Here is a 22,634-nt window from a genome sequence, read left to right on the forward strand (position 1 = left end):
AGGAGATCGCGCTTGGAACAGGGCAGGACGCTGACGCCCGACGTGCTCGATCTCGCGAATTTCTACGCGGAGCGCCTGGGTGGCGTGGCGCAGGGGCTGATCGCAGCACGCCTCGCGGCGCTTTGGCCGCGCGTGGTGGGCGACCGCGTGCTCGGCCTCGGCTATGCGACGCCTTATCTCGCCCCCTTCCTGCCGCAGGCCGAGCGCGTGATCAATTTCATGCCCGCCGCGCAGGGCGTCATGAACTGGCCCTCCGACGGCGGCAACCTCGCCGCGCTCGTCATCGAGGACGAACTGCCGCTGACCGATTCGTCGATCGATCGCATCCTCGTCGTCCACTGCCTGGAGACGGCGGGCAATGCGCGCGAGACGCTGCGCGAGCTCTGGCGGGTGCTGGTGCCGGGCGGCAAGCTGATCGCCGTCGTGCCGAACCGGCGCGGCATCTGGGCGCGGGTCGAGCACACGCCGTTCGGCTATGGCCGGCCGTTCAGTCGCGGCCAGCTCTCGACGCTGCTGCGCGAGACCGACTTCAGCGAGACCGCCTGGAGCGGCGCCTTGTTCGCGCCGCCCTTCTCCAGCCGCCTGCTGATCCGCAACGGACGCGGCTGGGAGCGGACGGGGGCGGTGCTCTGGCCCGGCTTTTGCGGCGTGCAGATCGTCGAGGCCACCAAGCTGGTCTATCAGGGCCTGCCCGCCCGCAGCCTGAGCCGCCGGCGGCAGCCGGCTTTCCGGCCGGCGCTCGCGCCTCCGGCGTGATCGGGAAGGCGGCCGCGGCTCCGGCCGGCCGCAATGTTTTCTTTGATTTTGCACCGGCGCTTGCCTATGAATCGGCCGCCGTCGGCCAGCCAGGCGCGGCCTTCGATTTTCCCGCCCAGAGCCGACCGACAATGGCCCCGACCGAGACCAAGCTTTCTGCGGCCGAAGCAGACGCGGCGACCCTCGCCCGCATTCGGCAGACCATCGACGAACTCGACGCCGAGATGCATCGCAGCCTGATCGAGCGCGGCATGGCGATCGGCACGCTGATCAAGGTCAAGGGCACCAGCCGTCCCGGCGCCGCGTTCCGGCCTGGTCGCGAGGCCGACATGATGCGGCGCCTGGTGGCGCGGCATGAGGGCGCGCTGCCGCTCTGGACGGTCGAGCATATCTGGCGCGAGATCATCACCACTTTCACGCGCATGCAGGCGCCGTTCGACGTCGCCGTCGATCAGGGCGTCGCGCGCGACGCGATCCGCGATACCGCCCGCTTCCTGTTCGGCTTCACCGTCGCGCTGCATGGCCAGCCCGACGCGTCGGCGACGATCAACCACATCCGCGAGAGCGGCACGGATCTTGGCCTCGTCTCCGTGGATCAGCCCGCCGAAGCGGGCGCTTGGTGGCGGGCGCTCGGCCGTTCGACCGGGCCCCGCATCATGGCGCTCTCGCCCTATATCCGGATTGCCGGTCGGCCGGCCGACCATGCCTCCTTCGTGATCGCGCCGGAACTGGCCGACCCGACGCCGCCGGATCTGGAACTGTTCGCGGTCACCACGATCAGCGGCGATCCCCGTCCGGCGATCGCGGCCGCCGGTGGCGTCGTCCTGGCCGAGGCGGGCCAGGAGAAGCTGATCGCGCTGCCGCAGGGTACGGCCATGGCTTCGCTGGCCGCACGCGCCGGCTTCGAGGATGTGGCGCCGGTCGGCGCGCTGTCGCGCGGCATCGCGATCGGCGAGACCGGCGCCGACCCTGTTCTCTATCAGCGCCTCGACGAGGCGGGAGTTTCATCATGAGCAAGATGTCCGATCCGAAGCCCGCAGACCGGCCCGTTCCGCGGCCGGGCATCCTGGACATCGCTCCCTACGTTCCCGGCCGCTCCAAGGCGACTGGCGGGGCGAAGGTCTACAAGCTGTCCTCGAACGAGACTCCGCTGGGCCCGAGCCCGGCCGCCATCGCGGCCTATCAGGGCGTCGCGTCGAAGCTCGAGATCTATCCGGACGGCTCGGCGACCGAACTGCGCGCGGCGATCGCCGACGCCTATGGCGTCAACGCGGCGCGGGTGATCTGCGGCAATGGCTCGGATGACGTGCTGGCGCTGATCGCCCATGTCTATCTCGGCGCCGGCGACGAGGCGATCTATTCGAAGCACGGCTTCAACGTCTATCCGATCCTGATCCAGGCCGCCGGCGCGACGCCGGTGGTGGCGCCGGAAAAGGATTTCACCTCCTATGTCGACGGCATCCTGGAGCTGGTGACCGACAAGACGCGCATCGTCTTCGTCGCCAACCCCAACAACCCGACCGGGACCTATCTGCCGTTCAGCGAGATCCGCCGCCTGCATGCCGGCCTGCCGCCGCGCGTGCTGCTGGTGCTCGACGCCGCCTATTCGGAATATGTGCGGAAGAACGACTACGAGAGCGGCATCGAGCTCGCCGGCTCCGCGCCGAACGTCATCATGACGCGCACCTTCTCCAAGATTTACGGCCTGGCCGGCGCGCGGCTCGGCTGGGGCTACGGCCCGGCCGAAGTGATCGATGCGCTGAACCGTATCCGCGGACCCTTCAACGTCTCGGCGCCCGCGATGGCCGCGGGTATCGCCGCGCTGAAGGATCGCGCGCATCTCGACGCCGCCATCGCGCACAACGAGGAATGGCTGCCGCGGGTCACCGAGGGCATCCGTGCGCTCGGGCTTGAGGTGACGCCGAGCGTCGGCAATTTCGTGTTGATCCACTTCCCGGACGAAAAGGGCCGCCGCGCCAGCGACGCGGACGAGTATCTCGTCTCGCACGGCATCATCCTGCGCATGATGACGAGCTACCACCTGCCGAACGCGCTCCGGATGACGATCGGCTCCGCCGAGGCGAACGAGGCGACGATCGCGGCGCTGCGCGATTTCCTGCACCGGACCGCGCGCTGATGACCGATCCCCTGTTTCGCCAGCTGGCCCTCGTCGGCATCGGCCATATCGGCGCCTCGATCGCGCTCGCTGCCCGCCGTTCCGGCGCCGTCGAGCGCATCGCCGTCTCGACCCGCAGCCCGGCTACGCTGCAGCGCGCCGAGGAACTCGGCCTCGGCGACGCCTACTACGCCGACGCCGCCGACGCGGTCCGCGACGCTGACCTCGTCATCGTCTGCGTGCCGGTGGGCGCGTCGGGCGACGTCGCCAAGCTGATCGGGCCGCATCTGAAGGCGGGCGCCACCGTGTCGGATGTCGGCTCGGTCAAGGCGTCGGTGATGCGCGCCATGGCACCGCATCTGCCGTCGGCGGTGCATTTCATTCCCGGCCATCCGCTCGCCGGCACCGAGCATTCCGGTCCGGATGCCGGCCTCGTCGACCTGTTCCAGAACCGCTGGTGCGTGCTGACGCCGGCCGAGACCGTCGATCCCGCCGCCGTCGAGCGGCTGATGGCGTTCTGGCGTGCGCTCGGCGCCAATGTCGAGGCGATGAGCGCCGAGCACCATGACCTGGTGCTGGCCATCACCAGCCACCTGCCGCACCTGATCGCCTACAACATCGTCGGCACGGCGGCGGATCTCGAATCGGGCATCCGCTCGGAAGTACTGAAGTTCTCGGCCTCCGGCTTCCGCGACTTCACCCGCATCGCCGCCTCCGACCCGACCATGTGGCGCGACGTCTTCCTGAACAACAAGGAAGCCGTGCTCGAGATGCTCGGCCGATTCAACGAGGACCTGGCGACGTTGACCCGCGCGATCCGGCATGGCGACGGCGACACGCTGTTCGACCTGTTCACGCGCACCCGCGCCATCCGTCGCTCGATCGTGGCGATCGGCCAGGATACGGCCGCGCCCGATTTCGGCCGTCGCGACCACACCAAGCCGCAGGGCTGACTCGTTCCCTCACCATTCCCCGGAAGCGGTGAGGGGATCGACGGCCTGCGCCAGCGAAGTCGCGATCGCGACCGCCTTGCGGATCGCCGCCCGATGCGGATCGACGAGCGGCAGTTCCAGCCGCTCGGCGACCTCGGCGAGGATCGGGATCAGCCCGGCGCCGCCGAGAACGACCCGCACCGCGCCGGTGCGCTCTGCCTCTTCCGTGATCAGCGCGGCGCACAGCGCGGCATCCCCCGCGCCGGCGTCACCGATCGAGAAGAACGACACGATCCGGTCCGACAGACCCATCTGGGCCGCGAGTTCGGAAAGCATCGCGCACCAGGCCTCGCCATTCGTCGCGACCAGGAACGGTCCCGGCTCGGAGGCCGCCTCGAGCAGGCCCGCCTCGGTAAAGCCGGTGACGGGGCGGCCCGTCATCTCCCGCAGCGCCTTGAGTCCCGGATCGCCGAAGCAGCCGATCACGATGGCGTCCGCCTCACCATAGGCCTCGCGCGCCGCCTCGGCGGCATCGAGGACGGCGTGGGCGGCGACGACCGCGCTGGCGCGGTCGGAGATGTAGGGCGCGCCGAAGCGGGCGGAGATGGCGCTGACGGCGGCCGCTCCGCCGGCCTCATCCTCGGCGAGCGCCTTCAGACGCGCCGTGATCGTCTCGGACGTGTTCGGATTGATGATCAGCAGGCGCAGCGGCGCTGCGGGGAGGGCCGGGGTCGGCATGGGCTCTGTCCGTCTTTGCTTCGAATACGGACAGAGCAAGCAAGCGCCGCGCCAGCGGGCCTCAGCGCGTGGCCGGCAGTTTGATGGGCGGGATCCGGCCGAGCGGGATGAAGCCGGCCTGGACCTTGCCGTTCCGGATCGTCAGCGTCGTCTCGCGCCAGGTCTTGCCGTCGACCTCGACCGGCTTCAGGAAGGCGGAGAGCGGGCCGAGGATCTGTGCGACGCGGTCGCGGCTGCCGGGGTAGATCGTCTCGGCCAGGTCGGGCAGGCGGTCGAGCTGGTCGACGCGGATGGCGACGCGACCCGAGATCACGCCGTTGGGCGCGACAGTGAGATCGCCGCTGGCCATCGCCAGGAAGCCGCCAATGTCGATACCGAGGCGCCCGAGCTTGACCTGGCCGCCGGCCGCGAGCCAGGCCGGAAGCGGATCGACCCGGCCGTCATTCAGCTCCGGCAGCGCGCCCGGGAGCGTCGCGTAGAGCTGCGCCGTCAGTGGCGGCAGGGCCGGGGCGCCGGGGATCGTCGTGGTCAGGTTGTCGACCGTGCCGGCAAGGTCGAGCGCCGTGGCGTCGGCGCCGTTCTGCAGCAGGTGGAGTTCCGCATGCTTGGCGCCGACGGCGCTCGGCAAGACCCGACCAGCCGGGGCGGCGATGGTGCTGGAGAGGTCGTCGGCGACGGCCGAGAAGCGCTTCAGGCGCGAGGTGCCGAGCCGGAGGCTCGACTGCAGCGACGACCAGTTGGCCTCGATCCCCAGCCCGTCCGCGGCCTTGAGGCTGAGCGGGCCCTGGGCAGCCGCGAGGACATGGCCGGGATTGTAGATGAGCGCCAACGCCTCGAGACCGCCGACGCGGGCCGAGAGGCCGCGCTCCGGCCAGTCGAGCGAGGCGGGGGCGCAGTCGATCGTGAACTTGAACGGGAAGCCGCCGAGCGACTCCGCGTCGCAGCCGATGACGCCGCCGCGGGCGACGAAATCCGCCTTCAGGGCTGCGATCTTCTGGCTGGCGAGGTGATTCGCGACGAACCAGCCGCCCGTCCAGAGCGCCGCCAGAGCGATGACGACGACGAGCAGGATCTGGAAACGTCGCCGTGTCGAACGGGGACGGGCCTGCCCGGGCGCTTCTTTCCCTGCGGGTGCGTTCATCCGTTCCTCCGTTGAATTGGCGCGCTGCGGCTGTTACGCGGGTGCGTTGCCGATGAGGGGACGCCACTCATGTCTGATTTCTGGGTCTTTGGCTATGGCTCGCTGATGTGGCGACCGGGCTTCGCGTTCGAGGAAGCCGTGCCGGCCCACCTGGAAGGCGAGCGGCGCGCCTTCTGCGTCGAGTCGCAGATCTACCGTGGAACGCCGGAAAGGCCGGGCCTCGTGCTGGGCCTCGATCGCGGCGGATCCTGCCGCGGCATCGCCTTCCACGTCGCCGCGGCGGATCGCGAGACGGTGCTCGCCTATCTGCGCGAGCGCGAGTTGGTGACGCATGCCTATCTCGAGGTCGAGCGCCGGGTCCGGCTGGAGCGCCCCGGCCGGGACTATGTCCGCGCGGTGACCTACGTCGTTGACCGGTCGCATCCTCAATATGCCGGCGAATTGTCGCGCGAGGCCGTGCTGGCGCAAATCAGGGACAGCGCCGGGCAGGCTGGCAGCAACCGCGACTATGTGCTCGCCACGGCCGCGCATCTCGCCGGCCTCGGCATCGAGGATCCGCAGCTGACCTGGCTGGCGGAACAGCTCGGCGCCGATCCTGCCTGATCCGGTCGCCGTTTCGCCAGGGCGCGCTAGAGCGATTCGCTCGCGCGCAGCACGTTGAGCCGCGAGACGGTCTCGGGCGGCAGCGGCGGCGGATTGGGGCTCTCGGCGGCCTCCAGCAGCAGCTTGTCGGTCGCCGGCTCCAGCACGTTGATCAGCGTCGCCAGGAATGTCTTCGAATCGAGACCGGCCGGGATCGGCTCCAGAATGTCGATGACGATCGTGCCGGGGAAGCGCAGGAAGCTCTGCCGCGGCCAGTAGAGGCCGGAATTCATCGCGATCGGCACCACCGGCACCTTGAGCTCGCGATAGAGGTGGATGATGCCGAACTTGTAGTCGGGCGGCGAACCGGCCGTGCGGCGCGTGCCCTCGGGGAACAGGATGACCTGGCGGCCTTCCTCGACGGCCTGCTTCGAATCGGCCGCGAGCTTGCGGAGCGCCTTGGAGCCGCCGGCGCGGTCGACCGGGATCATGCCGGCCTTCCACGTGTACCAGCCGAACAGCGGGATCCACATCAGCTGCCGCTTCATCACATAGGTGGGGTCGTCGAGCAGGTGGAACAGCGCCATCGTCTCGAAGGCGGACTGGTGCTTGGGCGCGATCAGGCCGCCGCCCTTCGGCAGATTCTCGATGCCGCGGATCTCGATCTTCGTGCCGGCGAACACCCGGAGCGCCCACATCGACGCGGCCGTCCAGAACTTCACGACGGCGATCGCGGCGCGGTGCGGCAGGAAGAAGAAGAACGGGAGCGTCACGGCGAGGATGATCGCCATGATCAGGTAGAACGCGACCTGGAAGAGCAAGGAACGAAGGATCAGCATGGGGCGGCTCTACGTCGGCGTCGATGAAACGGCGTCAGCGCAGAACACCCACGTCCGTCGCGGAGGTCGTCGTGTCCGCTGCCATCGCGGTCGCGCTCTCCCCCCGCGGCGTGCCGAAGGCAGACCGCGCTCGTGCGAGCGTATACTTCACGTACTCGCGAAGGAGAAGCTTTACAGATGCGGTGTGTCGCCACCAGTGGTCGAGACCGAGCTGCTTGTTGGTGACGGGATAGGGGATCAGCGTCACGTCCGGCATGGCGCGGGTCAGCTCCACCATGCTGCGGGGCATGTGATAGTCGCTGGTCACGATGATCAGCGAGTGGATGCCCTGCTTCTCGACCCAGGCGCGGGTCTCGTCGGCATTGCCGATCGTGTCGCGCGCCATGTGGCCGAGATCGACGCGCCGGTCGAGCACCGTGTTGGGCGTCTTTTCGACGGCGCGGGCGATGTCGTGCCGGCCGACGGCCGGATTGACGCCGGAGATCAGCAGCTTTTCGGCCCGGTTGTCGCGCAGAAGCGCCAGCGCGCCGTCGATGCGCGCGGTGCCGCCCGTGAGCGCCACGATGCCGTCGGCCGTCACGTTGTGCGGCGGCGTCAGGGAGGCGACCTGCTGCGCGAAGCGGGCGAAGTCGAGACCGACGAGGGACGCCACGATGGCGAGCAGGACCAGCACGGTCACCAAGGGGCGGCGGCCGGGTCCCGGCTGCCGATGCGACTGGCCGGACGCGCGGTCATGCGACGACGCGCCGGCAAAACTCCGTCGGCCGAGATCCGAATCGGTGCGGGCCGCGTCAGTCATTGCGACACGATGACCGTGGATTGCGGCCAAGGCTTGGCATGATTCGGCGGCCATGCCGTGCCTTCCATAGGGTGACGGCAAGGTCATCGACGGCCTCATTCGATCGAGGCCAGATGGCGATAGACGGTCAGGCGCGAGGTGATCGCGGTCATGATGCCGATCAGGAGGGCGATGGCCAGCGCGCCGAGATAGCCCGTCGGCCCGATGGCGAAGCGGCCGAACAGCGCCGATACCTGGTCGCCTTCGGGCGTGGCGATCGAGCGGCTGAGGAAGAAGGAGAGGATGGCGAACAGCGCGGCGGCGCCCGAGGCGCCCAACAGGCCGCCCTTCAGGCCGAGGAACAGGAAGTGGCGCTGGAACTCGCGCGCGATGAAGCTCGCCTCCGCGCCGACATAGTGCAGCACCGAGACGATGTCGCGGTTCGACGCCATCGCGCCGCGCGTCGCGAAGATCACCGACAGCACCGTGGCGACGAAGACGAGGCCGAGGATCGAGACGCCGATGATCACGGTGGCGTTGGCCATGGTCTTCAGCCGGTCGGTCCAGCTGCGGTGATCGTCGAGGCTGGCGCCCTTCACCTCGCCGTTGAGGCGGGCGGTCAGCCCGATCAGGTCGACGGCGTCGGGATCGGCGAGCTCGACGACGATCAGATGCGGGATCGGCAGGTCGGCCATGTCGAGGCCGCTGCCGAGCCAGGGCTCCAGCAGCTTGGCGTTCTCCCAGTCCTCCAGCGCGCGGGCGCTGGCGACGCCTGGCATCGAGGCGGCGATCTCGGTCGCCTTCTTCGCCTCCGCCACGGTATCGACGCCGTCGACGGGCCGGACCTGGATGGTGATCTCGCGGACGATGTCATCCTGCCAGGCGAGCGAGGCGTCGCGCACCAGCGTCACGGCGCCGAGCGTCAGGCAGGCCAGGAAGCTCATGATCGCGATGACGATCATCAGCGAACGCCCGGCGATCGATTGCGCCGGCACGATCGGCGCCATCGCCGGCGCGTTGCGCCGACGCCCGGGAAGGACGCGGCCGAGGATGCGGCCGAGCGGGCCGGGGCGGGCGGGCATGGCGGCGCGGTCAGTCATAGATCGACAACCGCCCTTCATGGAGCACGAGACGGCGCGCGTCGAACTGGTTCATCAGCCCGATGTCGTGCGTGGCGATCACCACCGACGTCCCGAGCCGGTTCAGCTCGACGAACAGGCGCAGCAGCCGCTTGGCGAGCGGCGGGTCGACGTTGCCGGTGGGCTCGTCGGCGAGCAGGATCTCGGGCTGGCCGATCAGGGCGCGGGCGATCGCGGCGCGCTGCTTCTCGCCGCCGGAGAGGATCGGCGGCAGAGCCTGCATGCGGTCGCCGAGGCCGACCCATTTCAGGAGCTCGACGACGTCGGCGCGGTAGCTCGCCTCCTCGCGGCCGAGCACGCGCAGCGGCAGCGCGACATTCTCGAAGGTGGTCAGGTGGTCGAGCAGCCGGAAATCCTGGAAGACGACGCCGACGCGGCGGCGCAGCGCCGGCAACTCGGCCTTGGGCAGGGTGACGACGTCGCGGTCGAACACCGTGATCAGGCCGCGCGTCGGCTTCAGCGACATGCAGAGCAGGCGCAGCAGCGTCGACTTTCCCGCGCCAGACGGACCGGTGAGGAACTGGAATGATTTCGGCGCAATCTGGAAGGAGAGGTCGCGCAGCACCTCGGCTCCCATACCATATCGCAGGCCGACATTTTCGAAGCGGATCACCGTGCTCTGTCCTGTTTCCGCTCTCTTGCTTTCGTCCGCCCGGCCGGAACTGCCGTGCTTCGCGGCGCGCTTTCGACCGCTCCGGGGCGGCGGTCGATTCGCGCAGAATGTCAGGATCAGCGTTAACGATCTGTTAGCGATAGTTTCGCGATCTGAAGTCGGCGCAGCATATGACATCCGATCAAGGCAAAGCAGCGGCATCGGCGCGCAGCGGAATCGGCCTGCCGCGCCGCTTTTCGGTGACATTTTGGCGTGCGGCGACTATGACAGCGGCTTGCTGCGACCCTCGACGGTCCGATCATCGAAGGAAGATATTGATGCCAGTTGTCCGTGGCCGGTCGATCCGGGTCCTCTACGACATTCCCGAAATCGCCGCGCGCAACGCCGAGCTCGCCGCCGAGATCGCCGGCTCCGGCTATCGCGACCTGCTGGTGATCTCGATCCTGAAGGGAAGCTTCGTCTTCGCCGCCGACCTGATCCGCGCCCTGCACGGCGCCGGCATGGCGCCCGAGGTCGAGTTCATCTCGCTGTCGAGCTACGGCACCGGCACCGCCTCCTCGGGCTCGGTCCGCGTCGTCAAGGACATCGAGAGCGAGGTCGCTGGCCGCGACGTGCTGCTGATCGACGACATCCTCGAATCCGGCCGCACGCTCGACTTCGCCCGCAAGCTGATGCTGGAGCGCGGCGCCGCCCGCGTCGGCATCGCCGTGCTGCTGGACAAGCCCGGCAAGCGCGCGACCGAGATCACGGCCGAGCATGTCGGCTTCGATTGCCCCGACCTGTTCGTCGTCGGCTACGGCATGGACGTGGCGCATGCCTTCCGTGAGCTGCCCTTCGTCGGCGTCGTCGAGGAATAACGACGATCCCGCGTCGAGGTCACGATCTGTTTAGGCGTTTCGAGGATGATCCCGGTCTGATCGTTTGAATGATGATCCGGCCGGGACGCCTTCCGTTCCGGGGGATCATGCTCCGGGACGGATTTGATGGCGCGGATTCTGGTGACCGAAGACGACGACGCGGTGCGGATGTTCGTATCGCGGGCGCTCATGCTCGACGGCCATGAGGTGATGACGGCGGAGGACGGCGAGAACGCGCTCGACGTCCTCATCCAGGAGAGGGGCGAATTCGACCTGCTCCTGACGGATATCAAGATGCCGATCATGGACGGCATCGCGCTGACCCATGCGGCGGCGTCGCAATATCGCGACCTGACCATCCTGCTGATGACCGGCTTCGCCGACCAGCGCGAACGCGCCGACGGGCTGATGGAGCTCGTCTACGACGTCGTCAACAAGCCGTTCTCGCTGGCCGAGATCCGCCACGTCGTCAAATGCGCGCTGAACGCCGACATGCCGCGGGCGAAGGTGGCGTAGGCGGCCGATTCGGCCGGCCGTTTCGCAGCCGTCGCTCGCGAGCCGCCGGCGTCGCGCATCGTTCCTGTATGGACGGCGCCACGCGCCCGCCGGCGCTCAGTATTTTTCCAGAAGCCGTTCCAGATAGTCGCGCTCGATCAGCGGCCGTGCCGTGTCGCCGAGCCGCTTGCGGATCATGTCGAGGATCTCGCGGGCGCGCTGCGTGTCGATCGCGTCCGGCACCTTGACCGAGGAGCCGAGATCGGTGCCGCGGCCCTGCTGCTGGCGCCCGAGCGGATCCTGGCCGGACATCGGGCCGCCCTGACGCGTGCCCGGACCGTTCTGCCGCGCCATCTGGTCGGCCAGGTTGCGGGCGCCGTCGCGCAGCGCCTGCAGCGCCTGGCCCTGCGGGCCGACCGCCTGGCCGGGGGCGCCTTCGCCGAGTTGGTCGGCGGCGTCGCCCATGGAGCGCTCGGCCTGGCCGAGCTTGCCGTCGGGCTGCATGCCCTGCTGCTGCATCGACTGCTGCAACTCCCGCAGCATCTTCTGCAGGTCCTGCTGGCCCTGGCGCAGCGATTGCAGCGCCTTCTGCCGTTCCTCCGGCGACATGGGCTGCGCCTCGGCGCCGCTGCCGTCCGTGTCCGGATCCATCTTGAAGGTCTGGTCCATCAGCTGCTGCTGGCGGCGGATCATCTCGCCCAGCTTGTCGAGCGCCTGGTTCATCTCGCTGTTCTGGCTCTGGCCCTGCTGGGCGCGGCTCGCCTCGAGATTCTCCATCATCTGCTGCAACTGGCTCAGCATCTGCTGCGCGGCGTCGCGCGAACCCGTCTTCGCCAGGTTCTCGATCTGGTCCATCATCTTCTGCAGATCTTCCTGCCGCAGCACCTGCGTGTTCGGATCCATCGGTTGCTGGTTCGCCTGCGGATTGCGCTCGGCGTCTCGGGCGAGGGCCTCCAGATAGCGGTCCATTGCCTCGCGAAGGTCGCGCATCGCCTTTTCGAGCTCGGCGTCGGAGGCGTTCTCCGCGATCGCCTTGCGCAGCGCTTCCTGGGCGGCGCGCAGATCCTGCGCTGCCAGCGACAGGTCGCCGTCCTCGATGCCGAGCGCGATCTGCCAGAGGAAGTCGACCGTCTCGAGCAGGTCGGCGTCGCTGCGGGCGCCGGTCAGGCGGTGATAGGCCGCCCGCAGCGCCAGATAGGCGCCGTTCTGCTGGAACTTGTCGGGATCGAGCGTCAGCGCGTCGAGCGCCATGGCGACGGTGGCGGCCTGGTTGGCGTCGAGCGCCAGCACGCGGCGCTGCTCGACGACGGCGCGGGCGAGCGGATTGCTGAAGGGGCGCTGCGGCAGCATGAACTCGACCGGCGCGCTCTCGCCCTTCTGTCCGGCCTCGTCCTCGGCCGTGAGCCGCATCCTGACCATGCCGCCCGCCCAGGGATGGGCGGAGAGGTCGCGAATCGTCTCGCCGGAGCCGTCGCGCATCCGCAGGCGCGGCAGGTTGAGCGGCAGCTCGGGCGCGGCGACCAGCGGGCGGCTGCCCTCGGTCGCGTCGCCGACCGGCTCGATCGCGCCGCGGGCGGCCACGACGCCATAGTCGTCGGCGAGCGTGTAGGCGAGGGAGAGCGCGCCGCTGTTGGTCGCGCTCGGATCGCGGCTCAGGGCGATGGTCGGCGGCGTGTCGGGCTGGACCGTGAAGGTCCAGGCGAACAGGGGCGTGCCGTCGCGGGCGATGCGGAGCGCGCTGTCGCCGGCGAGGGTCAGCTTGCGTTCGTCGGGCGGCGCCCCTTCGCCGGGGCGGCGCGGCTCGGGCGCCGCCGCGTCGAAGGCGATCGATTGGCCGGTTGACGCGACCGCCTCCGCCGCGAGGTCCGGCTGGATCGGCATGCGCAGCGTGACGACGGAGCCTTCGGGAACGCCGATCGGGGCCGCCGGGTTCAGGTTGCCCGTACGGCTGCCGTCGCCGGTCAGGAAGATCGGCGGGCGGCCGGTATAGGCCGGCGGCGTGACCCAGGCGTCGATGCGCGGCGGCGCTTCCGCGACGGCCGTGCCGGGCCGGATTGCATCGAGGATTCGGTCGAGCCGGTCGGGGCCGGCCATCAGGAACGAGACGACGAGGAGCAGCGGAACCAGGAAGCGCAGCGCGTAGGGGTCGTGCCGGGTCATGCCGGGCGCCGGGAAGCCGGTGGCGAGCCGGTCGAGCTTCTCCAGCAGACGCAGCCGGTGCGCCTGCCAGAGCGAACGGGTCAGCGGATCGTCGGTCGGCTGGGAAAGGCGATCGCCGAAGGCGGCGGCCGGCCGGTGCGGCATCGCGCTCGCCGCGGCGACGCGGGCGAGCGCCTCGTCGTCGGTCGGCATCGGCAGCCGCGCCAGCCGCAGCAGCAGCCAGACATAGGCGAGGCCGAACAGGCCGAGCACGCCGTAGCGCACCGGTTCGGCGAGGCGCGGCCAGAGGCCGAGCCAGGAGATGACGAGGAAGAGGCCGGCGAGGCAGAGCAGGGGAACAAGGCGCGGCCAGACGGCTTCCCAGAGCAGCACCAGCCGCGCACGATCGGTCGCGCGGGCGATCCGCTCAGCGGCGGCCTGCTCGATCGCGCTGGGCAGATCCCGTCGGGGCTCTGCCGTGCTTCTGTCCGTGCCGCCCGCGGGCTCGGTCATCGTCGCTCCGTCTCGTCCATCACGCCCGCCGCCCAGACGACTGTAGCAAGAGAGCTGGGGCACGGCGAGCCCGCAGGCAAGTCCCGCCGGTCAAGTCTGGCTGATTGGCAGCCCTGCCGCGTTCCAGTCTTGCCGGGCAACTGCGGCGGGGTCGCGGCGAAGGAGGGCCACCAGACGCGACAGGCCTACCGGCGGCTAGTCGCCGGCGAGCCAGGGCGGCAGGCGGTCCATGCCGATCAGGTCGTCATAGGTCTGGCGCGGGCGGACGACGGCGAATTCGCTGCCGTTGACGAGCACTTCGGCGGCGAGCGGCCGGGTGTTGTAGCTGGAGCCCTGCACCGCGCCATAGGCGCCGGCCGTCATCACGGCGATCCGGTCGCCCGGCTCGACGGCCGCCATGGTGCGGTCGAGCGCCAGATAGTCGCCCGTCTCGCAGACGCCTCCGACGACGTCGGCGAAGATCTCGCGGGTGCCCGGCGCCGGCAGCTTGACCGGCTGGATGTCGTGATGCGCCTCGTAGAGGGTCGGGCGGATCAGGTCGTTCATGCCGGCGTCGACGATGACGAAAGTCTTGGCGGCGCCTTCCTTCACATAGACGACCTCGGAAACCAGGATGCCGGCATTGCCGACGATCAGCCGGCCCGGCTCGAACAGGATCCTGGCGCCGAGATTGCCGAGGCGCTTGCGCACGATTGCCGCATAGGCGGCCGGATCCGGGGGGATGGCGCCTTCGAGGTGGTAGGGGATGCCGAGGCCGCCGCCCGCATCGACATGCTCGATCTCGTGGCCGTCGGCGCGCAGGTCGCGCACGAGGTCGGCGAGCAGGCCATAGGCGGCGTCGAACGGCTCCATGTCGGTGATCTGGCTGCCGATATGCATGTCGACGCCGGAGACCTTGATCCCGGGCAGCGTCGCCGCATGCGCGTAGACCTCGCGGGCGCGCTCATAGGGGATGCCGAACTTGTTCTCGGCCTTGCCGGTGGTGATCTTGGCGTGGGTCTTGGCGTCGACATCCGGATTGATGCGCAGCGAGATGGTCGCCGTCTTGCCGCGCGCCGTCGCGATCTCGGAGATCCGCATCAGTTCCGGCTCGGATTCGACGTTGAAGCAGAGGATGCCGATGTCGAGCGCCAGCGCGATCTCGCGCGCCGTCTTGGCGACGCCGGAGAAGACGATCTTTTCCGGCGGGCAGCCGGCGGCGAGCGCGCGACGCAGCTCGCCCTCGGAGACGACGTCCATGCCGGCGCCCTCGGCGACCAGCGTCTTCAGCACGGCCTGGTTCGAATTCGCCTTCATGGCGTAGCAGACGAGCGTGTCGAGCCCGGCCATGGCCTCGCGAAAGACGCGGAAATGGCGGGTCAGCGTCGCGCTCGAGTAGCAGTAGAACGGCGTGCCCACGGCGTCCGCGATGTCGGCGATCGCCACGTCCTCGGCGTAGAGCGCGCCGTCGCGATATTCGAAATGGTTCATGGCAGGATCATACCTCGGTCGTCATCCCGGGCCCGACCCGGGATCCATGCAGCCGGGATCTTGGCCGGAGACATCTCCCCAGGCCTCGGCTGCATGGATTCCCGCTTTCGCGGGAATGACGGAAATCAAATGGTGGCTTGCAATGTCAGTATGGCTGCCGGGCTTTCCAGCCTAAAGCAGCTTGTCGATGAAGAGCGAGCGATCGGGCTTCGCCGGCTTCGAGACGTCCGGCTTCTTGCCGTCCGGGCCGGCCTGTTCGGCGGAGAGCGCCTGCGGGCCGCCCGGCGGCGGCTCCGGCGGGCCCTTCACGCCGCAACCGGCGAGCGCCAGGGCGGCGGTCAAAAGAAGGATTCGGGCAGCAAGGGCCAAGGCGGCTTCTCCTGAGGGGCATTCGGCGGCGCATCTTATCCGATCGCGCCGCCGCGTCATTGCCAAATTTGGCCGCAGGGCGACGTCAGGCCTTCATCTCGCGCGCCAGCTGGCGCTGCCAACGCTTCGCCTGCGACCGCACGTTCTTCGGCGAGGTGCCGCCATAGGAAGTGCGGCTGCGGACCGACTTGTCGACGGTGAGCACCGAATAGACGGCGTCGGTGATGGCGGGGTGCACGGACTGCATCTCGGCGAGCGTCACCTTGGTCAGGTCGACGCCGCGCTCCGAGGCGATGGCGACGATGCGGCCGGTGACGTGATGCGCCTCGCGGAACGGCATGTTGAGCGCGCGCACCAGCCAGTCGGCGAGATCGGTCGCGGTGGCGAAGCCGGAGCCTGCGGCCTTCTTCAGGTTGGCGGCTTCCGGCTCCATGTCGAGCACCATGCCGGTGGTGGCGGCGATCGCCAGTTCCAGGCTCTCGAACGCGTCGAAGGCCTGTTCCTTGTCCTCCTGCATGTCCTTCTGGTAGGCGAGCGGCAGACCCTTCATGACGATCTGCAGCGCCGTCTGGGCGCCGATGATGCGGCCCGTCTTGGCGCGCACCAGCTCGGCCGCGTCCGGATTGCGCTTCTGCGGCATGATCGACGAGCCGGTGGTGAACTTGTCGGAAAGCTTGATGAAGCGGAACTGCGCCGACGACCAGATCACGATCTCCTCGGCGAAGCGGGAGAGGTGGATGGCGCAGAGGCTGGCCGCCGCCAGCGCCTCGATGACGAAGTCGCGGTCGGAAACGCTGTCGAGCGAGTTGGCCGTCGGGCGGTCGAAGCCGAGCGCGGCGGCCGTCTGGAAGCGGTCGATCGGGAACGAGGTGCCGGCCAGCGCCGCGGCGCCGAGCGGATTCTCGTTCAGCCGCTTGCGGGCGTCCTGGAAGCGGCCGCGGTCGCGGCCGATCATCTCGACATAGGCCAGCATGTGGTGGCCGAAGGTCACCGGCTGGGCGCTCTGCAGATGCGTGAAGCCCGGCATCACCTGGCCGGCATGGGCGAAGGCCTTGTCGGCGAGCGCCACTTGCAGGTCGCGCAGCGCCGCGTCCATCGCGTCGATCGTGTCGCGGACCCACAGCTTGAAGTCGGTCGCCACCTGGTCGTTGCGCGAGCGGGCCGTGTGCAGGCGGCCGGCGGCGTCGCCGATCAGCTCCTTCAGGCGCGATTCGATGTTGAGGTGGATGTCCTCGAGGGCGCGCGAGAACTTGAACTCGCCCGCTTCGATTTCACGCAGGATGGCGTCTAGACCTGCCGTGATCTTTTCGGCATCGTCCGCGCCGATGATGCCCTGACGGGCGAGCATGGCGGCATGGGCCTTCGAGCCGGCAATGTCCTGACGGTAGAGCTTCTGGTCGAAACCGATCGACGCGTTGATCTCTTCCATGATGGCGGCCGGGCCTTCGGAGAAGCGGCCGCCCCACATCGAATTGCTCATGTACCCTCTCTTTGGAGGCAGGACGGAATGAACGAGACGCGCGGTCAATCGCGGCGCTGGACGGTAATCGGCCTTGCCGCGATCGCTGGCATCGCGACGGGAGTCGCGGCGGTATACGTGACGGAGACCCGCAATGGCAACGCCATCGTTGACGCGGCCGGCGTCGACTGCGCCCCGGCGGTCGAGGCGGCCGGTCTGCTGGCGCCGTTCGCCAAGGGCGATGTCGCCGCGTTCCGTGTCGCCACCGAGCCGGCGCGCCTGAGCGAGCTGTCGTTCCAGAACGCCGCCGGCGACAAGGTCTCGATCGCCGATTTCGCCGGCAAGACCGTGCTCCTGAACCTCTGGGCGACCTGGTGCGCGCCGTGCCGGCAGGAGATGCCGGCGCTCGACCGCCTGGACGCGGCGCATGAGGGCAAGGACTTCTCGGTCGTCGCCGTCTCGATCGATACCCAGGATCCGGCCAAGCCGAAGGCATTCCTCGACGAGATCGGTGTCAAGTCGCTCGCCTTCTATGGCGATCCGACGACCGGCATCTTCTCGGGCCTGAAGGGCAAGGGCATGGCGGTCGGCCTGCCGACCACCGTGCTGATCGACGGCAAGGGCTGCGCGCTCGGCGTCATGTCGGGCCCGGCGGAGTGGGATTCCGAGGACGCCAAGGCGCTGGTCAAGGCCGCGCTCGGCGACGCCTGAGGCGGCGGGGCAGCTGGTGGCGCGGCTAGCCGCGCCACTCCGGGCTCAGCGCGTCGGGACGGGATGCTCGCCGCGATAGTCGTAGAAGCCGCGATTGGTCTTGCGGCCGAGCCAGCCGGCCTCGACATATTTCACCAAGAGCGGGCAGGGGCGGTACTTCGAATCCGCCAGGCCCTCATAGAGCACCTGCATGATCGACAGACAGGTGTCGAGGCCGATGAAATCGGCGAGCTGCAGCGGCCCCATCGGATGGTTGGCGCCGAGCTTCATCGCCGTGTCGATCGCGTCGACCGTGCCGACGCCCTCGTAGAGCACGTAGATCGCCTCGTTGATCATCGGCAGCAGGATGCGGTTGACGATGAAGCCGGGGAAGTCCTCGGAGACGGTCGCGGTCTTGTTCAGCCGCGCCACATAGCCCTTGGCTGCCTCGAAGGTCTCGTCCTCGGTGGCGATGCCACGGATCAGCTCGACCAGCTGCATCACCGGGACCGGGTTCATGAAGTGGATGCCGATGAAGCGCTCGGGGCGGTCGGTCGCCGAGGCGAGGCGGGTGATCGAGATCGACGAGGTGTTGGTGGCGAGCATCGCCTCCGGCTTCAGCGCCGGGCAGATGCCGGCGAAGATCTTGCGCTTGGTCTGCTCGTCCTCGGTCGCCGCCTCGATGACGAGGTCGCAGGCGGCGAGCGCGTCGACATCGGTGGCGGCCTTGACGCGGGCGATGGCGGCCTTGCGGTCCTCCTCGCTGATGCGGCCGGAATGGACCTGACGGGCCAGATTGCCGTCGATGGTGGCGAGGCCCTTGCGGATGCGGTCTTCCGCGAGGTCGTGGATCAGGACCTCGTAGCCGGCAAGCGCGCTGACATGGGCGATACCATTGCCCATCTGACCGGCTCCGATGACGCCGATCGTCGTAATGGCGGTGCTCATGCCCCAAGGGCTCCTTTGCGTATCAATGTCGTTCTGAAATGGGTGCGGCCGTGCACGATGACCGAAGGGCAGTCGAGCACGGCCGGCGGGATTGTCAACCGGCGCCGGTAAACGCTTAGTTTGCGAGCGCCTTGGTCAGGGCCGGAACGACCGTGAACAGGTCGTCGACGAGGCCATAATCGGCGACCTGGAAGATCGGCGCGTCGCCGTCCTTGTTGATCGCGACGATGACTTTCGAGTCCTTCATGCCGGCGAGGTGCTGGATCGCGCCGGAAATGCCGATCGCGATGTAGAGCTCCGGCGCGACGACCTTGCCGGTCTGGCCGACCTGCAGGTCGTTGGCGGCATAGCCGGCGTCGACCGCCGCGCGCGAGGCGCCGATCGCCGCCTTGAGCTGGTCGGCAAGCGGGGCGATCACTTCCTGGAACTTGTCGGCGGAACCGAGCGCGCGACCGCCCGAGACGATGACGCGGGCCGAGGCGAGTTCCGGACGGTCGGAGACTGAGAGATCCGCGCCGACGAAGCTCGAAAGGCCCGAATCGGCCGGGGCGGCGATCGTCTCGACCGGCGCGTTGCCGCCCGTCGCGGCCGCCGCGAAGGCGGCGATGCGGACGGTGGCGACGAGGGTCTTGTCGCTCGTCTGCACCGTCTCGATGGCGTTGCCGGCATAGATCGGCCGTTCGAACGTGTCCGGCGCGACCACCTTGGTGATCTCGGAGATCTGCATCACGTCGAGCAGGGCGGCGACGCGCGGGGCGACGTTCTTGCCGGTCGAGGTCGCCGGCGCGAGGATCGCGTCATACTTGCCGGCGAGCGACAGGACGAGGTCGGCGAGCGGCTCGGCGCGACGCTCGGCCAGGCTGTCGCCGTCGGCGAGCAGCACGCTGCGCACGCCGGAAAGCTGCGCCGCCGCGTCGGCCGCGGCCTTCGCCTGCTTGCCGGCGACGAGGATGTCGACCGGCTGGCCCAGCGCCAGCGCGGCGGTGAGGGTCTTCGCCGTCGCGTCGTTCAGATGCGCGTCGTTGTGTTCCGCGATGATCAGCGTCGCCATCTCAGAGTACTCCCGCCTGCTTCAGCTTCGCGACCAGCTCGTCGACCGAGCCGAGCTTGACGCCGGCCGTCCGGGCCGCCGGCTCGACCGTCTTCAGCACGGCGAGGCGCGGCGCCGCGTCGACGCCGAGCGCTTCGGGGCTCGTCTCGTCGAGCGGCTTCTTCTTCGCCTTCATGATGTTCGGCAGCGAGGCATAGCGCGGCTCGTTCAGGCGCAGATCGGTGGTGACGATCGCCGGCAGCTGGAGCCGCAGTGTCTCGAGGCCGCCATCGACCTCGCGGGTGACGTCGACCGAACCGTCGCCGAGCACGACCTTCGAGGCGAAGGTCGCCTGCGGCCAGCCGAGCAGGGCGGCCAGCATCTGGCCGGTCTGGTTCGAATCGTCGTCGATCGCCTGCTTGCCGAGGATGACGAGGCTGGGCTGCTCGGTCGCGATGACCGCCTTGAGCAGCTTGGCGACGGCGAGCGGCTCGACGCGCGCCGCATCGGTCTTCACCAGCACGGCGCGATCGGCGCCCATGGCGAGGCCGGTGCGCAGGGTTTCGGCCGACTTGTCGGAGCCGATCGACACGACGATGACTTCCGTCGCCTTGCCGGCTTCCTTCAGGCGCAACGCTTCTTCGACGGCGATCTCGTCGAAGGGGTTCATCGACATCTTCACGTTGGCGAGGTCGACGCCGGTACCGTCCGGCTTGACGCGGATCTTGACGTTGGTGTCGACCACCCGCTTGACGGGCACGAGGATCTTCATCGCGGTGATTATCCCTTCACGGCAGCGATTTCCGGAGCGCTTGGCGCGGGACCGTACCGGCGGGTTCTCCCCGAGTCAACGCGAGCCCGGCACGCTGGAATCGCTCAAACGACGGGGTCCACCGGTAAGGCTTCGTCGGCCTGTCGGGCCAGGAGCGGCACCCCGGGCCGGCGCAGGAACAGGACCAGGATGGTCCCCATGATGAGGCCACCGAGATGCGCCGCCCAGGAGATTTCGCCGGGCGCGCCAAACACGAAATTGTAGAGCTGCAGCAGGATCCAGAAGCCGAGCACCCAGACGGTCCTGAGCCGGATCGGGATACGGAACAGCAGCAGGATCCAGATTTTTACGCGGGGGTGCAGGAGGAGATAGGCGGCGATCACGCCGGCGACCGAACCCGAGGCGCCGATCAGGGCGATGTCGGAGCCCGGTTCGACGGCGACATGGGCGAGGCCGCCGCCGATCGCGCAGAGGAAATAGAACAGCAGGAAGCGCCAGTGCCCCATCGCGTCCTCGACATTGTCGCCGAACACCCAGAGGAACAGCATGTTCCCGGCCAGGTGCCAGATGTCGCCATGCAGGAAGGACGAGGTGATGAAGGTCAGGTATTCCGGCGCGTGGAAGATGCCGGGCGTGCGGATGTGGATGCCGGCGAGCGTCGAGGGAATGAGGCCGAAGGCCATGACCGACGCCGCCTCGGCGTCCGCATCACCGGCGCGCTGGTAGATCAGGAAGATCAGGCAGTTCAGGACGACGAGGCTGCGCGTAACCCAGGGGAAGCGGATGTAGCGGAGGGGATTCTGGTCGTGGAACGGCACGAACATGTGTCGTCCTCACCGGTTCTGGCCTGGCACCCACAGGACATCCGTGGCGCCGCGATCATTCACAAAGCGCGCCGCCACGAACAGGAAATCCGAGAGGCGATTGATGTAGCGGATCGCCGAGGCGTTGACCGCCTCGCGCGCCGCGAGCTCGACCATGACGCGCTCGGCGCGACGGGCGACGGTCCTGGCGAGATGCAGATGCGCGGCGGCCGGCGAGCCGCCCGGCAGCACGAAGGAGCGCAAGGGGCTGAGCTCGGCGTTGAGCTCGTCGATCTCCGCCTCCAGGCGGTCCGTCTGCGCGTCGACGATGCGCAGCGCCTCGCGGCCCGGCTTGAGGCCGGCCTCCGGCGTCGACAGGTCGGCGCCGAGATCGAAGAGGTCGTTCTGGATCCGCGCCAGCATTGCGTCGACCTTGCCGTCGGCGTAGAGGCGGGCGGCGCCGATATGCGCGTTGGTTTCGTCGATCGTGCCGTAGCTCTCGACGCGCAGGTCCGATTTCGGTCGTCGCTCTCCCGTGACGAGGGCGGTGGTGCCGTCGTCTCCCGTGCGGGTGTAGATGCGGGTGAGCGCGACCATGCTTGCCTCAGCGCGATGCGAAATAGAGGGCGGCCATCATGATGACGATGGCCAGGAACTGCAGCATTACGCGCATGCGCATCAGCTTCTGCGATCGCTCCGCCGAGCCGCCGCGCACCATGTTGAACAGGCCGAGCAGCAGCACGAGGGCGACGGCGCCAAGCGCGATCGGGATCAGGTAGTAGAAGAAGCTGTTCATCGGACTCTGTTTCGGGAATCGGGACGATCCGATGTTATAGGCACGTTCCGTCCCGGCTCGCCACAGCGAGGGGGCGCGGTCAATTGAGCCACCACACCGCCGCGTTGAGCGCCGTCGCGAACGCGACCCAGGCCAGATAGGGCGCCAGCATCCAGGCCGCGCGGCCATCGATGCGGGCGAAGGCGCTCATCGTCGCGATGATGGCGAGGATGAGTGCGACGATATCGACCAGCGCCAGGCCGGGCGCATGCAGGCCGAAGAACGCGCCCGACCAGGCGACATTGAGGATGAGCTGGACGGCGAAGGCGAGTGCCGCCGCCTGCAGCGCCGAACCGCGCCCCAGCATCCAGACCCGCCAGAAGGCGACGGCCATCAGCGCGTAGAGCACCGTCCAGACGGGAGCGAAGATCCAGTTGGGCGGGCTGAAGAAGGGCTTCTCGAGGCCGGCATACCAGGTCGGGATGCTGGGCATCGTCATCAGCGATCCGAGCGCGGCCGCGCCGAAGCAGATGGCGAGGCTCACGACCAGTTTCAGCAGCGAGGCCGGAGAAAGCCAGGAATGCTGCGGGGCGCCGGCGTCGTGTGGAATGGAGCTCATGATCTTCCTGTCCGCATGGTCTTTCGACAGGAACGTGCGGGCCGCGGCTCGGTTCCGGGCG

Annotated in this window: 25 protein-coding genes; 8 read left to right on the plus strand and 17 right to left on the minus strand. The window is 68.8% G+C overall.

Features of this window, described 5'->3' with window-relative positions:
- Window positions 1-12 precede the first annotated feature (12 nt).
- The 4 genes from G539_RS0110465 to G539_RS0110480 all read left to right on the plus strand — a co-directional run bounded on the left by G539_RS0110465 (window position 13) and on the right by G539_RS0110480 (window position 3,825).
- Window positions 13-756 carry a class I SAM-dependent methyltransferase gene (locus G539_RS0110465; protein ID WP_029075159.1) on the plus strand — a complete coding sequence of 248 codons (744 nt, stop codon included), beginning with the start codon at window positions 13-15 and terminating at the stop codon, window positions 754-756.
- A gap of 131 nt (window positions 757-887) precedes the next feature.
- Entirely contained in the window at window positions 888-1,769 is an 882-nt protein-coding gene (locus tag G539_RS24375) for a chorismate mutase (protein WP_035831096.1), read from the plus strand.
- A complete protein-coding gene (gene hisC, locus G539_RS0110475) occupies window positions 1,766-2,893 on the plus strand; it encodes a histidinol-phosphate transaminase (protein ID WP_029075160.1) in 1,128 nt (375 codons plus the stop codon). Before G539_RS24375 ends, hisC begins: the two co-directional genes overlap by 4 nt.
- Window positions 2,893-3,825, plus strand: a complete 933-nt coding sequence (locus G539_RS0110480) for a prephenate/arogenate dehydrogenase family protein (RefSeq protein WP_029075161.1) — start codon at window positions 2,893-2,895, stop codon at window positions 3,823-3,825. Before hisC ends, G539_RS0110480 begins: the two co-directional genes overlap by 1 nt.
- A gap of 9 nt (window positions 3,826-3,834) precedes the next feature.
- Here the strand turns inward: G539_RS0110480 and G539_RS24380 are convergent, their stop codons facing one another.
- Window positions 3,835-4,542: an aspartate/glutamate racemase family protein gene (locus G539_RS24380; protein ID WP_051231279.1), complete on the minus strand. Its 708-nt coding sequence runs from the start codon at window positions 4,540-4,542 to the stop codon at window positions 3,835-3,837.
- Window positions 4,543-4,603: 61 nt separating this feature from the next.
- Window positions 4,604-5,683: a DUF2125 domain-containing protein gene (locus G539_RS0110490; RefSeq protein ID WP_029075162.1), complete on the minus strand. Its 1,080-nt coding sequence runs from the start codon at window positions 5,681-5,683 to the stop codon at window positions 4,604-4,606.
- A gap of 69 nt (window positions 5,684-5,752) precedes the next feature.
- Between G539_RS0110490 and G539_RS0110495 the strand changes: the two genes are divergently transcribed.
- A complete protein-coding gene (locus tag G539_RS0110495; protein WP_156911929.1) occupies window positions 5,753-6,286 on the plus strand; it encodes a gamma-glutamylcyclotransferase in 534 nt (177 codons plus the stop codon).
- A 26-nt stretch (window positions 6,287-6,312) separates the two neighbouring features.
- Here G539_RS0110495 and G539_RS0110500 read toward each other — a convergent pair whose 3' ends face one another.
- The 4 genes from G539_RS0110500 to ftsE form a co-directional block, all read right to left on the minus strand.
- On the minus strand, window positions 6,313-7,104 hold the full coding sequence (locus tag G539_RS0110500) for a lysophospholipid acyltransferase family protein (RefSeq protein WP_029075164.1): 792 nt from the start codon (window positions 7,102-7,104) through the stop codon (window positions 6,313-6,315).
- 34 nt (window positions 7,105-7,138) lie between these two features.
- A complete protein-coding gene (locus G539_RS24385; protein ID WP_051231280.1) occupies window positions 7,139-7,903 on the minus strand; it encodes a YdcF family protein in 765 nt (254 codons plus the stop codon).
- Between the two features lie 95 nt (window positions 7,904-7,998).
- On the minus strand, window positions 7,999-8,982 hold the full coding sequence (locus G539_RS0110510) for a cell division protein FtsX (protein ID WP_029075165.1): 984 nt from the start codon (window positions 8,980-8,982) through the stop codon (window positions 7,999-8,001).
- On the minus strand, window positions 8,975-9,634 hold the full coding sequence (gene ftsE, locus G539_RS0110515) for a cell division ATP-binding protein FtsE (RefSeq protein ID WP_029075166.1): 660 nt from the start codon (window positions 9,632-9,634) through the stop codon (window positions 8,975-8,977). Before ftsE ends, G539_RS0110510 begins: the two co-directional genes overlap by 8 nt.
- Before the next feature lie 317 nt (window positions 9,635-9,951).
- Here ftsE and hpt point away from each other — a divergent pair, with 317 nt between their 5' ends.
- Both hpt and G539_RS0110525 read left to right on the plus strand, forming a co-directional pair.
- Window positions 9,952-10,491, plus strand: coding sequence for a hypoxanthine phosphoribosyltransferase (gene hpt, locus G539_RS0110520; protein ID WP_029075167.1), 540 nt, complete (start codon window positions 9,952-9,954; stop codon window positions 10,489-10,491).
- Window positions 10,492-10,617: 126 nt separating this feature from the next.
- Window positions 10,618-11,007, plus strand: coding sequence for a response regulator (locus G539_RS0110525; RefSeq protein ID WP_029075168.1), 390 nt, complete (start codon window positions 10,618-10,620; stop codon window positions 11,005-11,007).
- A 96-nt stretch (window positions 11,008-11,103) separates the two neighbouring features.
- Here the strand turns inward: G539_RS0110525 and G539_RS0110530 are convergent, their stop codons facing one another.
- The 4 genes from G539_RS0110530 to argH form a co-directional block, all read right to left on the minus strand.
- On the minus strand, window positions 11,104-13,638 hold the full coding sequence (locus G539_RS0110530) for a TIGR02302 family protein (RefSeq protein WP_051231281.1): 2,535 nt from the start codon (window positions 13,636-13,638) through the stop codon (window positions 11,104-11,106).
- A 195-nt stretch (window positions 13,639-13,833) separates the two neighbouring features.
- Window positions 13,834-15,108 carry a diaminopimelate decarboxylase gene (gene lysA / locus G539_RS0110535; RefSeq protein ID WP_029075170.1) on the minus strand — a complete coding sequence of 425 codons (1,275 nt, stop codon included), beginning with the start codon at window positions 15,106-15,108 and terminating at the stop codon, window positions 13,834-13,836.
- A gap of 171 nt (window positions 15,109-15,279) precedes the next feature.
- A complete protein-coding gene (lptM, locus tag G539_RS26185) occupies window positions 15,280-15,477 on the minus strand; it encodes an LPS translocon maturation chaperone LptM (RefSeq protein WP_029075171.1) in 198 nt (65 codons plus the stop codon).
- Window positions 15,478-15,562: 85 nt separating this feature from the next.
- Window positions 15,563-16,957, minus strand: a complete 1,395-nt coding sequence (gene argH / locus G539_RS0110545) for an argininosuccinate lyase (RefSeq protein WP_029075172.1) — start codon at window positions 16,955-16,957, stop codon at window positions 15,563-15,565.
- Between the two features lie 27 nt (window positions 16,958-16,984).
- Here argH and tlpA point away from each other — a divergent pair, with 27 nt between their 5' ends.
- Entirely contained in the window at window positions 16,985-17,647 is a 663-nt protein-coding gene (gene tlpA, locus G539_RS0110550; RefSeq protein ID WP_029075173.1) for a thiol:disulfide interchange protein TlpA, read from the plus strand.
- 45 nt (window positions 17,648-17,692) lie between these two features.
- On the opposite strand, the gene G539_RS0110555 is transcribed toward tlpA, so the two are convergent.
- The 7 genes from G539_RS0110555 to G539_RS0110585 form a co-directional block, all read right to left on the minus strand.
- Window positions 17,693-18,574 carry a 3-hydroxybutyryl-CoA dehydrogenase gene (locus G539_RS0110555; RefSeq protein ID WP_029075174.1) on the minus strand — a complete coding sequence of 294 codons (882 nt, stop codon included), beginning with the start codon at window positions 18,572-18,574 and terminating at the stop codon, window positions 17,693-17,695.
- Between the two features lie 115 nt (window positions 18,575-18,689).
- A complete protein-coding gene (locus G539_RS0110560; protein ID WP_029075175.1) occupies window positions 18,690-19,625 on the minus strand; it encodes an electron transfer flavoprotein subunit alpha/FixB family protein in 936 nt (311 codons plus the stop codon).
- A 1-nt stretch (window position 19,626) separates the two neighbouring features.
- Entirely contained in the window at window positions 19,627-20,376 is a 750-nt protein-coding gene (locus G539_RS0110565; protein ID WP_029075176.1) for an electron transfer flavoprotein subunit beta/FixA family protein, read from the minus strand.
- A 104-nt stretch (window positions 20,377-20,480) separates the two neighbouring features.
- A complete protein-coding gene (locus G539_RS0110570) occupies window positions 20,481-21,200 on the minus strand; it encodes a rhomboid family intramembrane serine protease (RefSeq protein WP_029075177.1) in 720 nt (239 codons plus the stop codon).
- Window positions 21,201-21,209: 9 nt separating this feature from the next.
- On the minus strand, window positions 21,210-21,776 hold the full coding sequence (locus G539_RS0110575) for a cob(I)yrinic acid a,c-diamide adenosyltransferase (RefSeq protein ID WP_029075178.1): 567 nt from the start codon (window positions 21,774-21,776) through the stop codon (window positions 21,210-21,212).
- A 7-nt stretch (window positions 21,777-21,783) separates the two neighbouring features.
- Complete coding sequence (locus tag G539_RS0110580) at window positions 21,784-21,975, minus strand: twin transmembrane helix small protein (protein WP_029075179.1); 192 nt, start codon at window positions 21,973-21,975, stop codon at window positions 21,784-21,786.
- Between the two features lie 79 nt (window positions 21,976-22,054).
- Window positions 22,055-22,573, minus strand: coding sequence for a TspO/MBR family protein (locus G539_RS0110585; RefSeq protein ID WP_051231282.1), 519 nt, complete (start codon window positions 22,571-22,573; stop codon window positions 22,055-22,057).
- Window positions 22,574-22,634: the final 61 nt, after the last annotated feature.

The sequence above is a fragment of the Kaistia adipata DSM 17808 genome (assembly GCF_000423225.1).
GTDB lineage: Bacteria > Pseudomonadota > Alphaproteobacteria > Rhizobiales > Kaistiaceae > Kaistia > Kaistia adipata.